The organism is Dyadobacter flavalbus, from assembly GCF_006149045.1.
Lineage (GTDB): Bacteria > Bacteroidota > Bacteroidia > Cytophagales > Spirosomataceae > Dyadobacter > Dyadobacter flavalbus.
The window spans coordinates 150,072-165,066 of record NZ_VBSN01000069.1; the positions used below are offsets into that span (position 1 = coordinate 150,072).

The 14,995-nt window shown below is 43.5% G+C and carries 13 protein-coding genes and 1 other RNA gene; 9 read left to right on the forward strand and 5 right to left on the reverse strand.

Translation table 11 applies throughout. The features are described 5' to 3' along the window. Positions 1–40: 40 nt before the first annotated feature. The 7 genes from FEM33_RS22500 (at position 41) to trmD (ending at position 6,544) form a co-directional block, all read left to right on the forward strand. Positions 41–1,024 carry a Smr/MutS family protein gene (locus FEM33_RS22500; RefSeq protein ID WP_139014226.1) on the forward strand — a complete coding sequence of 328 codons (984 nt, stop codon included), beginning with the start codon at positions 41–43 and terminating at the stop codon, positions 1,022–1,024. A gap of 94 nt (positions 1,025–1,118) precedes the next feature. Then, entirely contained in the window at positions 1,119–2,459 is a 1,341-nt protein-coding gene (locus FEM33_RS22505) for a DUF4403 family protein (RefSeq protein WP_139014227.1), read from the forward strand. Between the two features lie 107 nt (positions 2,460–2,566). Next, positions 2,567–2,966: RNase P RNA component class A (rnpB, locus tag FEM33_RS22510), an RNA gene on the forward strand. Between the two features lie 57 nt (positions 2,967–3,023). Then, positions 3,024–4,532 carry an OmpA family protein gene (locus FEM33_RS22515; RefSeq protein ID WP_139014228.1) on the forward strand — a complete coding sequence of 503 codons (1,509 nt, stop codon included), beginning with the start codon at positions 3,024–3,026 and terminating at the stop codon, positions 4,530–4,532. A 142-nt stretch (positions 4,533–4,674) separates the two neighbouring features. Next, the gene (locus FEM33_RS22520; protein WP_139014229.1) at positions 4,675–5,232 is read left to right on the forward strand and encodes a 30S ribosomal protein S16; all 558 of its coding nucleotides are present in this window, start codon (positions 4,675–4,677) and stop codon (positions 5,230–5,232) included. A gap of 87 nt (positions 5,233–5,319) precedes the next feature. Beyond that, positions 5,320–5,880: a ribosome maturation factor RimM gene (gene rimM / locus FEM33_RS22525; protein WP_139014230.1), complete on the forward strand. Its 561-nt coding sequence runs from the start codon at positions 5,320–5,322 to the stop codon at positions 5,878–5,880. Next, positions 5,870–6,544 carry a tRNA (guanosine(37)-N1)-methyltransferase TrmD gene (gene trmD, locus FEM33_RS22530; protein WP_139014343.1) on the forward strand — a complete coding sequence of 225 codons (675 nt, stop codon included), beginning with the start codon at positions 5,870–5,872 and terminating at the stop codon, positions 6,542–6,544. The genes rimM and trmD overlap by 11 nt, the downstream gene beginning before the upstream one ends. A 307-nt stretch (positions 6,545–6,851) precedes the next feature. Here trmD and FEM33_RS22535 read toward each other — a convergent pair whose 3' ends face one another. Next, complete coding sequence (locus FEM33_RS22535; RefSeq protein WP_138281265.1) at positions 6,852–7,295, reverse strand: GNAT family N-acetyltransferase; 444 nt, start codon at positions 7,293–7,295, stop codon at positions 6,852–6,854. Between the two features lie 49 nt (positions 7,296–7,344). Continuing rightward, positions 7,345–8,376, reverse strand: coding sequence for an RluA family pseudouridine synthase (locus tag FEM33_RS22540; RefSeq protein WP_139014231.1), 1,032 nt, complete (start codon positions 8,374–8,376; stop codon positions 7,345–7,347). Between the two features lie 41 nt (positions 8,377–8,417). On the opposite strand from FEM33_RS22540, the gene FEM33_RS22545 reads away from it, so the two are divergent. After that, the gene (locus tag FEM33_RS22545) at positions 8,418–9,314 is read left to right on the forward strand and encodes a 1-aminocyclopropane-1-carboxylate deaminase/D-cysteine desulfhydrase (RefSeq protein WP_139014232.1); all 897 of its coding nucleotides are present in this window, start codon (positions 8,418–8,420) and stop codon (positions 9,312–9,314) included. Here the strand turns inward: FEM33_RS22545 and FEM33_RS22550 are convergent. The 3 genes from FEM33_RS22550 to rfaD all read right to left on the reverse strand — a co-directional run bounded on the left by FEM33_RS22550 (position 9,307) and on the right by rfaD (position 14,265). Beyond that, entirely contained in the window at positions 9,307–11,577 is a 2,271-nt protein-coding gene (locus tag FEM33_RS22550) for a monovalent cation:proton antiporter family protein (protein WP_139014233.1), read from the reverse strand. The two genes, FEM33_RS22545 and FEM33_RS22550, sit on opposite strands and share 8 nt — an antisense overlap. 109 nt (positions 11,578–11,686) lie before the next feature. After that, on the reverse strand, positions 11,687–13,132 hold the full coding sequence (gene sufB, locus FEM33_RS22555; protein WP_138281269.1) for a Fe-S cluster assembly protein SufB: 1,446 nt from the start codon (positions 13,130–13,132) through the stop codon (positions 11,687–11,689). 167 nt (positions 13,133–13,299) lie between these two features. Beyond that, positions 13,300–14,265 carry an ADP-glyceromanno-heptose 6-epimerase gene (rfaD, locus tag FEM33_RS22560; RefSeq protein WP_139014234.1) on the reverse strand — a complete coding sequence of 322 codons (966 nt, stop codon included), beginning with the start codon at positions 14,263–14,265 and terminating at the stop codon, positions 13,300–13,302. Positions 14,266–14,451: 186 nt separating this feature from the next. Here rfaD and FEM33_RS22565 point away from each other — a divergent pair, with 186 nt between their 5' ends. Next, entirely contained in the window at positions 14,452–14,871 is a 420-nt protein-coding gene (locus FEM33_RS22565) for a 6-pyruvoyl trahydropterin synthase family protein (RefSeq protein ID WP_139014235.1), read from the forward strand. Positions 14,872–14,995 lie beyond the last annotated feature (124 nt).

A 14,995-nucleotide genomic window follows, 5' to 3' on the forward strand; every position in this document is an offset into this window, starting at 1 on the left:
GAATATGCCTGAAAAAATATCAGGATTTAAATTAAAAAAAATGAATATAGGAGATAAAGTTAGGCTTGTACACGGAAGGGAAGAAGGTGTTATTTATGCTTTTCTGCCCGGAAATGTGGTAGAAATAGAAATAGAAGACGGTTTCCGGATTCCGGTTCTGAAAAATGAAATTGTAACCATCTCGCCTGTAGAATCGCAGCGGCTGATCAAAAATGCGGATTCCAAAAAAATAGGATCTCAACAGGACGCCATTGTTCCAAGATCGGCACCTTTTGCGGAAAAAGGAATTTACCTTGCCTTTGTGGCTGTGAATGATAAAGCCGTAACCATGCATGTCATCAACAATTCAGACTGGACGCTTCCGTTTACGGCTGCTGCTGTCCATGAGTCGGTTAGTACGGGATTGACGGCAGGCGTGCTGCTGCCGCGTACTTCGCAGAAGCTGACGGAACTGCTCATGAAAGATTTCGAAAGCTGGCCGGTTTTTGAATTTAAAATTCTTTATTACCGTAGCGGAAATTACAGCCTGCCGCAGGCTTTGCATAAAAGGATCAAATGCCGCGCGCAGTCTTTTTATAAAAACAAAAGGAAAGCACCGGTACTTGAAAAAGAAGCATTTATTTATCAGCTGGACGAAGAAAACCTGAAAAAGGAAGTGCAGCCATATGCTGAAAATCTGTCGGAAGAGCTGAAAAACAGCATGCTCGGCGGAACAGAATCAAAGCCGGCGCCGATTGAAAAGCCGCAGGCCATTGTAGACTTGCACATTGAGAAACTTGCCGTTAACACAGCAGGGATTTCGAAAGATAACATGCTGAAAACACAGCTTGCCGCTTTTGAAAGTAACCTCGAACTGGCCATTGCCAACGGAATGGATGAAATCACGTTTATTCACGGCGCAGGAAGCGGAGTGCTCAGAGAAGAGCTGCATCGCCGACTGGGTAAAAACCCGCATGTCAATTATTTCAAGGATGCTCAGAAAGAAAAATTCGGATACGGTGCAACCCTCGTCAAGATCAAATAAGTGGCTTTATAAATGCTTGTACCTGTTCATTATAGCCGGTATAACGCTGATCCTGTGGCAGTGCAGTTCAAAAAAAACCTCTCCAAAAGCGCCTATGGAAGAATATAAATATTCTGATAAAGAGATTCAGAACGAAAAGCATTTGTCTGTTATCAACGTTCCCGTGGAAATACCTGTTTCGGAACTTGAAAATCAGATCAATATGAAGATCAAAGGGCTTATATATGAAGACAACAGCTACGAAGATGACAATAACGACAATCTGAAAGCGAAAGTCTGGAAAATAAGTCCGATCAAGGTCGTTGCCATTGATTCTTCCTTTTTGTTTGAGGTTCCTTTGAAGATATGGGTGAGCGCAGGTTATAGAATTAGTCCGCTGGGCATAAAAATGTCCGGATTCAAGGATACGGAATTTTCAATCAGAATCCGTCTGATTTCCAAACTGGGTATTTTACCGAACTGGAAAATAAAGTCGGAAACATACGTAGACAGTTACGACTGGATTACAGATCCGAATGTGAAGGTTGCCGGCATCAACATTCCGATCAAAAGCATGGCCAGCCGGCTTCTGAACAAAAACTTTGACAAGATTACGGCAGCAATCGATGAGCAGGTTTCTTCAAATATCGAGCTTAAAAAAAGTGCTGAAATGGCGTGGGAAATGGCCCGCCAGCCGATTATGCTAGCAAAGGAATTTGATACATGGCTTGTTGTCGCCCCTTCAAAAGTCGTCATGACGCCGTTACTGGCCAAAAATAATATTCTTCGTGCCGTTATCGGCATCAATGCTTATACCCAAACCATTACTTCGGTAGTCAAGCCTGTGGTTGCGGCAGTTCACAAGCTTCCGGATCTGGAAATTGTTAACCATGTAACCGAGGATTTCAAGATCGGATTGATCAGCCTTGTTTCCTATGAAGATGCAGCCCGGCTTGCAACGGCAAAGCTGAAAGGTGAAACGTTCTCGTTTTTGAACGGCCAGTATAAAGTAGAAGTTACATCCGTTGAAATGTACGGGCAAAATGACAGGCTTGTTATAAAGGCTGTTATGAAAGGTAGTATAAATGGTACGATTTATTTAAAAGGTATTCCGGATTACAACCCTGTAAACCAGCAATTATCTCTAAAAAACCTGGACTACGATCTTGACACGAGAAACGCAATAGTTCGAACGGCCGGATGGCTGCTGCAGGGGCAGTTCAGCAGAATGATGGAGAAGAAAATGGTGTTTCCCGTAGGTCAGCAGATCGTTGATGCCAAGGCAACGATCCAGAAAGCGCTGCAGAATTATAAAGTTACCGACGGTGTCATTTTGAAGGGCAACCTTTCAGATATTGTTCCAGACAAGGTTTATCTGACTCCGAAACATATTTATTCTGTTGTATTTGCGCATGGAAAGGTTAATTTGCGGGTAGACGGGCTAAAAGGAATTTGAGATATAATTTGTACAATAGTAAGCTTGTTTACCATATTTTTTTACTTTTAATAGTATATTAACTGCTGATCAAAAGAAAGTATTTCTTAGCTTTGTGGCCAGAGGAAAGGATAAGCTGTCCTACCGCCACGGTTTTTGCCGGGGAGGAAAGTCCGGGCAGCACAGAGTACCGTACTTCCTAATGGGAAGGCAGCAGACCGGAGACGATTTGCTGACAGCAAGTGCCACAGAAAAGATACCGCCTTGGCATGTTTTTTATATATCAGGGTAAGGGTGAAATGGTGGAGTAAGAGCCCACCGCTCTCTGGGTAACCATAGAGGCAGGGTAAACCTTACGGGCTGAAAGATCAAATAGGTGTCGGTTTGCGGAGTTACTCGCTCCCGTTTTTTTAAACGCTGGCACGGGTAGATCGTTAGAGGTTTCGGGTGACCGGAATCCCGGATAAATGGTAGGAACCTTTTAGTTTATAAAAGATACAGAACCCGGCTTACAGGCTTGTCCTTTTTTCTGTTTTGAATTAATTAAATACAGTGAATAATTGAATCACATAACTGGTGTTTCCCATGAAGAAAAAGAATCTTTACGTTGCTTTAATTTGTTTGTCCCTGCTGAGCTTGAATACGTTTGCTCAAAACAGAACGTATGACGGGCCCAATAAAATGAATACCTGGTCCATAACAGGATATGGAGGGATCACAAAATTCTTCGGAGATTTAACGCAGTACGATGGCTTCAAACGCGGAGACAATGAAAAACTGACAGGCGGCTGGGGATTATCCGTAAACAAACAGCTTTCACCTATATTCGGTCTTCAGATCGTTGGCTATAACGGACGTCTTCAGGGTTCCAAAGATTCGCATGTCAGCTCTTTAACCGGTGATGTTTACAGTGCTACATTCAACAGCCCGTCATTTGTTCAGGTTTCTTTGGACGGAACTGCCAACATCAGCCGTTTGCTGTTCGGATATAAAAAACTTCGCAGATGGAAAGTCGATGCACATCTTGGAGCCGGTATCATTTATTATCACACCGATGTAGACTATGTTAACATAACCAAAGGTCTAAGCGGCAGCTTCTCAACCAATACGGACAACAGTTCCAAAACAGCTGGTGAGTGGGAGCGTAACGGTTCTACTTATACCCGGGAATGGGTAGTTCCAACAGGATTGGCTGTACATTATGAACTGTCTTCACGTTTTGACCTTGGTATCGACTACACGCACAATTTTGTAAATACAGAAAAGCTCGATGCAACAGTTGGCGGTCTGAGCGATTATACTTCACAGCAAGGAATCTGGACGTTTGCAAGAGGTGAATCCAGAAACGATTCCTACGGTATGCTGAATCTTGCATTGACTTACAAACTGGGCAAAAATGCAGTAAGAGCGAAAGGCGGCAAATACGATGCAGCAAGCGGCCGTTATCACCTGCGCTGGACCAATCCGCAATCTCTGATCCCGGTTCCTTACAACCCGACCATGAGCGATGCAGATTCGATAGCGAAAGCAGTAATGCCTGATCCGGTTGATCCGCGTCTTTATACCGATTCTGACGGTGACAGCGTTGCCGATCTTTTTGACAAGGAGCCAAATACGCCAAGCGGAAGCGTTGTTTCAGGTGGCGGAGTTGCAATGGATCTTGATAAAATCATCAGAGATGCAATCAAAAATAACCTGCCGAAAGATGAATGTGAAGCATTGTTCAGCAACATCGAATTCGATACGGACAAAGCGATTATCCGTGATCCTTCAAAAGAGACATTGAGCAAAGTGGTTGAGCTTTTGAACATGCGTACAAACTGCCGCATCGTTCTGGTAGGACATACAGATGCACGTGCTTCTGACAGCTACAACGTAGGTCTTTCACGCCGCCGTGTTGATGCAGCCAAAAGATTCCTTATCCGTGCCGGTATCACTGATCCAAGCCGTATCCTGACCGAATATTATGGTGAGTATCGTCCGATTGCCGAAAACACTACTGTGGAAGGCTTGCAGTCTAACCGTCGTGTGGAAATCAAGATTCTTCCTAACAATACATTGCGTTCTACATATCCTGCCGGTTTCCGCCGCTAGGTTTCAGAAAATACTTTTGCAAAAGGAAGGCGTCACATGCCTTCCTTTTTTTGTGCATTGATAACAGTGGAATCAGGAAATTAACTTACCTTTGCACCCTGTTTAATTAAGGGACGAGTTCCCGATCATAACAAATTCAATAATGGCAGTTAAAATAAGGTTAGCGCGTCGTGGACGCAAAAAGAAAGCGATCTATGATATCGTAGTCGCAGATGCCAGAGCACCACGTGATGGTCGCTTCATCGAAAAATTGGGTGTTTACAACCCTGGAACAAATCCTGCTTTCATCGTTCTGGAATCAGACAAAGCTGTTGACTGGCTTCTTAAAGGCGCTCAGCCTACAGATACAGCCCGTTCCATTCTGCAGCATGAAGGCATCATGCTTCGCAAGCACCTTCAGGTTGGTGTAATCAAAGGTGCAATCACGCAGGAAGTTGCTGATTCACGTTTTGAAGAATGGAAAGGTTCAAAAGCAGACCGCAAGGCTACTGCTGCCGATACTTTGACTCAGAAGAAAGATGCTGAGAAACTAGCCAAGCTTGAAGCTGAGCGTAAGGTAAATCAGGCCCGTGCCGAAGCGATTGCAAAGAAAAACACACCTCCTGCTGAGGAAACTCCTGCTGGCGACGATGCAGAAGTTACAGACGAAGTTTCTGATGAGGCTGCAGCAAGTGCACCGGCAGAAGAATCTGCTGAGTAATTTGCCTGGAAATACATTTTTTATGGGTCTGTCGGTTTGCCGAACAGACTCATATTGTTTATATACCATATTAAACATTCCATTTTTGTGACACAGGATAATTGTTATTTGCTGGGTTATATCGTAAGAACACACGGAACCTCGGGCAATGTTGTTATATTTCTGGATGTGGATTATCCGGAAGATTATGAAGATCTTGATGCAGTTTACGTTGAGATCAAAGGAGAACTGGTTCCTTATTTTATCCAGAATTTCAATCTGCAGAAGCAGGGAAATGCAATTGTAAGCTTTGAAGATGTCAATACAATTGAAAAAGCGCAGGCACTTGTCGGAACTTCGCTTTATCTGTCTCTGGATGAACTGGAAGAGCTTGATAATGAAGAATTTTACTATCATGAAATCAAAGGCTTCACGGTTGTGGATGAAAATAAAGGTGAACTCGGGATTGTAAGAGAAGTATATTCGCTGAACGGACAGGATCTGATTGCTATGGATTATCAGGGAAGTGAAGTGCTGATACCCACTGCGGAAGATATTGTATTAAGGGCAGACAAGGCAAAGCAGCAGCTGCTTGTTAACTTGCCGGAAGGCCTTCTGGAAGTTTATCTTGACAACAATTCAGATAATACCCCGGATGATGCGGATTGATATTGTTACTTGCGTTCCAAGCCTGCTTGACAGCTTTTTTGCACATTCGATTCTGAAAAGAGCACAGCAGGGCGGGTTCGTGGAAGTTGTGATTCATGATATCAGAGACTATTCTGTAAACAAGCACCGTACTATCGACGACTATGCATTTGGCGGCGGTGCCGGTATGGTGCTGCAGATTGAGCCAATTGCACGATGCATCAGAAAATTGCAGAGCGAGCGGCAATACGATGAAGTTATTTATCTGACGCCTGATGGCGAGCTGATGCAGCAAAGAATGGTTAACCAGCTATCCTTGAAAGGCAATCTGATCCTGCTTTGCGGCCATTACAAAGGTGTTGATCAGCGCGTTCGTGACTTGTTTGTGACCAAGGAAGTGAGTATCGGAGATTATGTGCTTTCCGGTGGCGAACTTGCGGCAGCCGTACTTGCTGACGCCATTATACGACTATTGCCGGGCGTTTTGAACGATGAAACTTCTGCATTGACGGACTCTTTTCAGGACAATTTGCTTGCCCCGCCTGTTTACACCAGACCTGCGGATTTTGAAGGAAACAAAGTGCCTGAAATCCTGATGTCCGGACATGAAGCCAAGATCGAATCCTGGCGGTACGAGCAATCTCTCCGGCGGACAAAAGAAAGAAGACCGGACTTGCTGGAATGAAAAGCTATTAGCGATCAGCTCTTGGTTTTTAGCTAATAGCCGTTAACTAATATTTAAGCTGATTCAAACTTAAAGCAATAGATGAAATAACAATAAAAAAGGCTTATAAGGCCAGCAATCAACTAGAAGTGACGATAAATGACTTTCCTCTCAAAGCTAACGGTCAAAAGCTAACAGCTAACAGCAACAAATGACCATCAATGACAACAAATAGCCATCAATGACTTCCCGCCAAAAGCTAACAGCAATAAATGACCATCAATGACAACAAATAACCATCAATGACTTCCCGCCAAAAGCCAACACCCTAAAAATCCAGACTACAGTTAATCCATTCATTATCAAAGTTCGTCCCGTACTTTCTGTAAAAGCCTACAGCGGAAGTGTTCCAGTCGAGTACCTGCCATAACATGCCCGTACAGCCTGTTTGCTTTGCCGCTTTTACGGTTGCATCAAAAAGTATCTTGCCGATTCCGTTACCGCGCATGCTTTCGGTAACAATGATGTCTTCCATGTACAATCTTTTTCCTTTCCAGGTAGAATAGCGAAAGTAATAAAGCGACAGTCCGACAATCTTTGAATCTGCTTCTGCTACAAAGAAATCGTATAATTTCTCGTTGTAGTCACGGGTCATTTTCTCAACGTTATTGGAAACCTGATTCAGTGCTTTTTCATAAGTCGCCAGTTCTTTCACCAGTTCAAAAACGGAGGGTATATCTTCAGTTGTTCCTTGTCGGGTTGAAATTGTCATAAGCCATTTTTATAATTAAAACCGGTAAAAGCCTGAAATATACTACTTGCTACTGATGATTTACATAGTTTTCCCACTTGTCAAGAATAGTCTGAAAGTTTTCGGGGAGTTCTGTATCAAACTGCATCCATTCCTTTGTTGTCGGATGGACAAAACCCAGCGATTTGGCATGCAGCGCCTGACTTGGAAGCAAGCTGAAACAGTTTTCAACCATTGCCTTGTAACTTCCGCTTGCTGCGCCGCGCAGGATTTTGTTTCCGCCGTAAGTGGTGTCATTGAAAATCGGATGACCAATATATTTCATATGAACCCGGATCTGGTGCGTACGGCCCGTTTCCAGCTTGCATTGAATCAAAGAGACATCACGCAGCCGTTTTAAAACTTCATAATGCGTTACGGCATGTCTTCCATGACTGCCATCCGGAAATATATCCATCACTTTTCGGTCTTTAAGATTTCTTCCGATATGACCGGTAACCGTTCCTTTGTCACTTTTCGGTTCGCCCCAGATGATGGCATTGTATGTTCGTTCTATGGAATGGTCGGAAAACTGTTTTGCCAGAAATGACATGGCAAATTCCGTTTTGGCAATCACCAGCAATCCCGATGTATCCTTGTCGATCCGGTGAACAAGCCCCGGCCTGATGTCGCCGTTTGTTCCCGTCGGCAATTGCTTGAAATGAAAAGCCAGTGCATGTATCAGCGTTCCCGACCAATGCCCGAAAGCCGGATGTACAACCATTCCGGTCGGTTTGTTAACGATCAGCAGCGCGTCATCCTCGTAAAGGATGTTTAACGGAATGTCTTCCGGAATAATTTCGGTATCACGCGGCGGCTCGGGAAGGGAAAGCGTGATGATATCATACGGCTTTACTTTATAACTGGCTTTTTTGGCCTGCCCGTTTACACGTACGGCCTCAGCTTCAATACCGTTTTGTATTTTTGTGCGTGAAGCTTTCGCAACATGAATGCTAAGATATTTGTCCAGCCTGATTGCACTCTGACCTTTGTCAATAACGATTCGGTAATGTTCAAACAAATCATCTTCTTCAGAGGTAATTTCAACGTTATCTTCGGACATTTTTCTATTTTAATTTACTATTGGCAAAATTATCAAATTTCGTGGATTTACTTGGTCCTATAACGCCTACTCCTTTGCAGGAACTTTCCGGCAAGTTCATTGAAGAGGCAGGAATCCGATTGTTTATCAAACGCGATGACCTTATTCATCCAACCGTTTCGGGCAATAAATGGCGAAAACTCAAATACAATTTATTAAAGGCAAAAGCGGAAAATAAAAGCACTTTGCTGACATTCGGAGGTGCTTATTCCAATCATCTGTATGCAACGGCAGCTGCCGGAAATGCACTCGGATTCAAGACAATCGGAATTGTAAGAGGTGAGGAACTGGCTGAAAAAGAAACGCCAACGCTGGAATTCTGCCGTGAACAGCATATGCAACTGCATTTCGTTTCCAGACAGGAATACAGGCAAAAACATTCGGAGGAATATTTGTTACAGCTATCCGGACAGTTTGACTTTCCTTTTATCATTCCGGAAGGCGGAACTTCGGACCTTGCGTTAAAAGGAGTTGCTGAAATGGTTACGGAAGTACGCCGTCAGCTGGAATCTGCGCCGGATTTTTTTGCAGTGGCTGCGGGAACCGGCGGTACGGCTGCGGGGATACTTTCTGCCAACGCGAATGTTCTTGCATTTCCGGCATTGAAAGGCGGTGATTTCCTTGAAAACGATATCAACGGGCTGCTGAACAATTTTGAAAATATAGGCAAACTGAAATTATTCACCGATTATCATTTTGGAGGCTATGCCAAATGGAAGCCGGAACTTCTGAGTTTTATAGAAAGCTTTAAAAACGATTACGGAATTCAGCTCGAACAGGTTTACACCGGCAAGCTGTTTTTCGGCCTGTTTGAGCTTATCCGTAACGGTTACTTTGCAAAAGGAACCGTAATTGTTGCCGTTCATACGGGCGGTTTACAGGGATTGCTGATCAGATAACGACTGAAACTTCGTCATTGCTGTTTGCCATTTTTGTATTTACAAATTCTTTGATGAGTTCTTTTTGTCCTGCAACCCACAAAACGTCTCCGTCTTCAATAATCATCGAAGCATCGGGATTAAGGATCCGTTCGCTGTTTCTTTCCAGTCCGACGATCATTCCATGCGTTTTTTCCCGGATAAGGCTGTTACGAATGCTTTTGCCGCGGATGTTGTATTCATTTTTAACAACAATGCGCGCAAGTGCAACGCTTTCTTCATTTGCCAGATATTTGTTTCCGTCAATACTGATTTCCACATGGCCCCGGAAAGAATCCAGCTGCTCGTCCGTTCCGATTACCTCGATGCGGTCGCATGGATAAAGCACTTCGGTTGGTTTGGGCAAGTAAATGGTTTTGCTTCCGCGCTCAATCAGAACTACATTGATACCGAATTTCTCCCTGATTTTTAATTCCTGCAGACTTTTTCCGATCAGGTTGGAATCCGCGCTTACTTCCAGAAATGCAAAATGCGCATCCCACGGCAGAAGGATTTTCTTGGATTTGCCGCTTCCTTCCAGCTGGCGCGCATTGAGGTTTTGTAAAAACCGGTCTTCAATTTTATGGTAAAATACCTGAAGTCTCTGATAAAAAATGCCCATACCCAGAATCATGATGCCCGCTGCAAAGCTCAGGGCCGTAATCGTTGCAAAAAATGAATTAAGCAGAAATCCCATGAGCAGAATCGCAATGAGCACTCTTGAAAATTCCAGTAAAAGCAGCGGCCCGCGGCTGTATTTGCGGCTCAGCCAGATTGCGGAATATGCTTTGCGGTTGGATCTTTTAAATACCAATGCCCATAAAAAGGGAGAAATCAGCAGAAATGTAATTGAAAACAGAACCGCATTCGTGATAAAAGTTTCAGGAATGCGCGTGTGAAGCTGATCTGCAAGCTGCCGTGAAGCCGCCAGTATGATGCCGATAATCACGACGGCATTGAGGATTACGGTTTGAGAATACGACTTTAAAATCTGGTTCCAGTGCGTTGTTTGCCCGATTGTATCCGTACTTGTGCTGTAACGGTTCAGGTACAACTTCCATTTTTCCGGCAATCTTTTTTCCAGCCATTCGGAAAGCGGTTCGGAAGCTTTCATCATGTATGGCGTAGTAAAAGTCGTAATTACCGATACGCCGACCGCAATGGGATAAAGAAATTCACTGGTGACTTTTAACGACAGTCCGAGATTGGCAATGATAAAAGAAAATTCACCGATCTGCGACAAACTCATTCCCGACTGCATGGATTTTTTAAGCGGCTGACCGGATATAATGGCCCCGAGCGATACGAATGTGGTTTTGCCTAAAATGACAACAAAAACCAGAATGGCCGTCGGAACCGCATATTCGGCAAGCAGGCTCGGATTGATCAGCATGCCGACCGAAATAAAGAATATGGCGCCGAAAAGGTCTTTTACAGGTTTCAGCAAATGTTCAATCTTTTCTGCATGCGTGGTTTCTGCCAGAATAGAACCCATGATAAATGCGCCGAGTGCAGCCGAAAACCCGGCTTGCGTCACCAGAAAAACCATTCCGAAACAGAGCGCAATGGAAGTGATCAGTACACTTTCGTCATTCATCAGATTGCTGTAACGGCGGAGCAGCGTCGGGAAAATAAAGATTCCGCCCAGAAACCAGATCGTAAGAAAGAAAAACAGTTTCAGAATGGATTGCAGCAGTTCATAGCCCGCGAATTGCTGGCTTATGGATAACGTTGACAGCAGAACCATCAGCAAAACGGCTGTTAAATCCTCAATGACCAGAATGCCGAGTACGACTCTTGTAAACTGCTGTGTTTTGATCCTGAGTTCATCAAATGCCCTGAAAATGATTGTTGTAGAAGAGATGGCGATGATGCCGCCCAAAAAAAGGCTGTCCGTTTTGCTCCATCCCAGAAGCTGGCCCGTTACGAAGCCGGTGACAAGCATCATGGAAACTTCAAAAAGCCCGGTAATAGCGGCAGTATTTCCAACCTTGACCAGTTTTTTAAAACTGAATTCCAGACCGAGATTGAACAGCAGGAATATAACCCCGATTTCAGCCCATATTTCAATGGTTTTAATGTCGGTTATGGTCGGAAACAAGTGAAAATTAGGTCCTACAAGTAATCCGGCCAGTATATAACCAAGCACAATAGGCTGTTTCAATTTCTTGAAAATAAGGGTGATGATACCCGCTATTGTGAGTATTAAAGAAAGGTCAACAATTAGTTGCGGAACGTGTGTCATGAAGATATAATGTGAGTGGATAAATTATTGGAATCAATAAAATACAAAAAGCCTTTGACGAATCAAAGGCTTTTCAGATATAAAGCTGTAAAAAAGTGTTTCTGTTATCTTAACCTACACTGCCTTCCAGACTGATTTCCAGTAACTTCTGTGCTTCCACCGCAAATTCCATCGGAAGCTGGTTTAAAACTTCTTTTGCATATCCGTTTACGATCAGTGCAACAGCCTGTTCAGTAGGAATGCCGCGCTGGTTGCAGTAAAAGAGAATATCTTCACCGATTTTTGAAGTCGTGGCTTCGTGTTCCACAGTAGCGGAAGGATTGCTTACTTCAATATACGGGAAAGTATGCGCGCCGCATTTGTCACCAAGCAACAGGGAGTCGCACTGGGAAAAGTTACGTGCTTTCTCGGCTTTCTTGAAAACCTGAACCAGACCACGGTAAGAGTTCTGGCTTTTTCCTGCGGAAATACCTTTTGAAACGATCCGGCTTTTGGTATTTTTCCCGATGTGGATCATTTTCGTTCCGGTATCCGCCTGCTGCATGTTGTTGGTAACAGCAACAGAGTAGAATTCACCGATCGAATTATCGCCTTTCAGGATGACGGAAGGATACTTCCATGTAATGGCAGAACCGGTTTCGACCTGCGTCCATGAAATTTTGGAATTGGCACCGTCACAAAGACCGCGTTTTGTCACAAAGTTGTAAATACCGCCTTTTCCATCCTTATCGCCCGGATACCAGTTCTGTACGGTTGAATATTTAACGTTCGCATTTTCATGTGCGAAAATTTCAACAACTGCCGCGTGCAGCTGGTTTTCATCGCGCATCGGAGCTGTACAACCTTCAAGGTAACTTACGTGGCTGTCTTCGTCGGCAACAATCAGTGTACGCTCAAACTGTCCGGTACCGGCTGCATTGATCCGGAAATAAGTGGAAAGTTCCATCGGGCAACGCACGCCTTTCGGAATGTATACAAAGGAACCGTCGGAAAAAACGGCAGAATTCAGTGCTGCGTAATAATTGTCTTTAGGCGGAACAACCGAACCCAGGTATTTTTTAACCAGTTCAGGATGCTCGCGGATTGCTTCGCTGATGGAACAGAAAATGATTCCTTTTTCCTTAAGCGATTCTTTGAACGTTGTAAACACCGATTCCGAATCCATCACAGCATCCACGGCAATACCGGAAATCCTTTTTTGTTCATTCAGGGAAATTCCAAGTCTTTCAAACGTGTCGCGCAGCTCGGGATCAATATCTTCAATGCTTTCTACGGCTTTCTTTTTCTTGGGAGCCGAATAATATTTTATAGCCTGAAAATTAACTTCGGGATAATGCACGTTAGGCCATTTCGGTTCATTCATGGTCAGCCACAAATGATACGCTTTCAAACGCCACGCAAGCATCCATTCCGGTTCATTTTTCTTGGCCGAGATAAATCTGACTATATCGTCATTCAGCCCCATAGGAGCTTCATCTGCTTCTATATCAGTTACAAAACCATATTTGTATTCCGAACTGGTGATCTCCTCCAACAATTCTTCTTCTTTGCTCATAGTCATATAATTATCGCCATGTGTCTCTATTAACTGTAACACACGGAAACAGGATAGAGTTTATTGATAGTATCAAAAATACAGAAAAAAGCGGATTTATCTGCGATTTTCCTATAAATCCGCAATCACGGCCCAATGCAACTGAAAACCGCCGCAGCATAAAATGATCAGAGATATGCTCCTGTGGAAAGGTAATTTTTTACATAATCAAGAACGCCGTCTTCCAGAGAAGTAAATGGCTGCGTAAACCCGATTGAGCGCAGTTTGCTCATATTTGCTTCTGTAAAATACTGGTATTTGTCGCGGATATCTTCAGGCGTATCGATGTAGGAAATGTCCGGCGTTTTTTCCATTGCAAGAAACGTACTGGTGACCAGGTCTTTGAAGGTCCTTGCACGGCCGCTTCCGAGGTTGTAAATGCCGGAGTTTTTGCGGTGATGCATTAAAAATATACATACATCCAACAGATCTTTCACATAAATAAAATCCCGCATTTGCTCGCCGTCTTTGAAATCCGGATGATGCGAGCGGAAAAGCTTCATTTTTTCCGTGGCTTTGATCTGGTTATAAGCATGAAAAACAACCGAAGCCATGCGGCCTTTGTGATATTCGTTAGGACCGTAAACATTAAAAAATTTCAGTCCGGCCCAGAAAAACGGTTTTTTCTCCTGCTGCAAAGCCCAGATGTCAAATTCATTCTTGGAATCTCCATACGGATTCAATGGTTTTAAGGCAGGAATGGACGATTCATCGTCGTCATAACCGTTTTCGCCCAATCCGTAAGTAGCCGCGGAAGATGCGTACACAAGCGGAATCTGGTAAGCAACGCATTTTTCCCAGATCTGTTTGGAATAGGAAACATTCAGTTCGTCAAAGATATTCTTGTCAAATTCGGTTGTATCCGTCCGTGCGCCGATATGAAATATGAATTCAACATCACGGTTGTTCCTGTCAAGCCATTCAAAAAGTGCATTCCGCTCTACTTTTTCTCCGATCGTTTTTCCTTCCAGATTTTCCGCTTTTTCAATTTTGGAAAAATCATCGACTGCAATGATGTTTTTAAAACCATCCTGATTAAGCCGGCTGATGAGCCCGCTGCCGATAAATCCGGCTGCACCTGTTACGATAATCATGCGAGAAATGATATGTTTAATGAGGTTAATATGGAAAAAAATGCCTGATAAGAACGACCGGAAACGCTGATCTGTTCTTAAACTTTCTGCTGAAATAGGATTTTTTTTAGTTATCCTCTTGTTGAACTGCAAAACTACGGATACAAGATGTAATTTTGTACTCTATTTATCAAGTGAAGAAGATTTATGATTTACGTAACAAGAAAAGAGCATTTTAATGCGGCCCACCGGCTTTTCAACCCGGCATGGTCAGAAGAGAAAAACCAGGAAGTATTCGGTCCGTGTGCGAATAACAACTGGCACGGACATAATTTTGAGCTGATTGTTACGGTAAAAGGAAAACCGGATCCGGATACAGGATTTGTAATTGATCTGAAAGTGCTGGGAAATCTGGTCAAGGAAATGATCGTGGATAAAGTAGACCATAAAAACCTGAACCTTGATGTGGATTTTATGCAGGGCAAAATGGCTTCATGTGAAATTTTCGTAACTGAAATCTGGAATATACTGGCACCCGCAATCGCCGAAGCAGCTCCCGGAGCAAAGCTTCATTATATCAAGCTTGTGGAAACGCCGAAGAATTTTGTTGAATATTACGGGGAGTAGGGTTGGATTGTAGTTAAGTGTACATGACTTGTGAGGATTTGTATTTAAGTCATGGTTGGTCCTTATGAGTCATGTTTAGTTATTATGAGTCATGGTTAGTCATTGATTGAAAGCAAATGGTTTT

What these genes read in the sequence shown, in the direction of transcription:
- FEM33_RS22515 (WP_139014228.1), top strand. Translation starts at nt 3,024, where the DNA reads ATGAAGAAAAAGAATCTTTACGTTGCTTTAATTTGTTTGTCCCTGCTG.
- FEM33_RS22520 (WP_139014229.1), top strand. Translation starts at nt 4,675, where the DNA reads ATGGCAGTTAAAATAAGGTTAGCGCGTCGTGGACGCAAAAAGAAAGCG.
- trmD (WP_139014343.1), top strand. Translation starts at nt 5,870, where the DNA reads ATGCGGATTGATATTGTTACTTGCGTTCCAAGCCTGCTTGACAGCTTT.
- FEM33_RS22535 (WP_138281265.1), bottom strand. Translation starts at nt 7,295, where the DNA reads ATGACAATTTCAACCCGACAAGGAACAACTGAAGATATACCCTCCGTT.
- FEM33_RS22505 (WP_139014227.1), top strand. Translation starts at nt 1,119, where the DNA reads ATGGAAGAATATAAATATTCTGATAAAGAGATTCAGAACGAAAAGCAT.
- FEM33_RS22540 (WP_139014231.1), bottom strand. Translation starts at nt 8,376, where the DNA reads ATGTCCGAAGATAACGTTGAAATTACCTCTGAAGAAGATGATTTGTTT.
- sufB (WP_138281269.1), bottom strand. Translation starts at nt 13,132, where the DNA reads ATGAGCAAAGAAGAAGAATTGTTGGAGGAGATCACCAGTTCGGAATAC.
- FEM33_RS22565 (WP_139014235.1), top strand. Translation starts at nt 14,452, where the DNA reads ATGATTTACGTAACAAGAAAAGAGCATTTTAATGCGGCCCACCGGCTT.
- FEM33_RS22500 (WP_139014226.1), top strand. Translation starts at nt 41, where the DNA reads ATGAATATAGGAGATAAAGTTAGGCTTGTACACGGAAGGGAAGAAGGT.
- FEM33_RS22550 (WP_139014233.1), bottom strand. Translation starts at nt 11,577, where the DNA reads ATGACACACGTTCCGCAACTAATTGTTGACCTTTCTTTAATACTCACA.
- rfaD (WP_139014234.1), bottom strand. Translation starts at nt 14,265, where the DNA reads ATGATTATCGTAACAGGTGCAGCCGGATTTATCGGCAGCGGGCTCATC.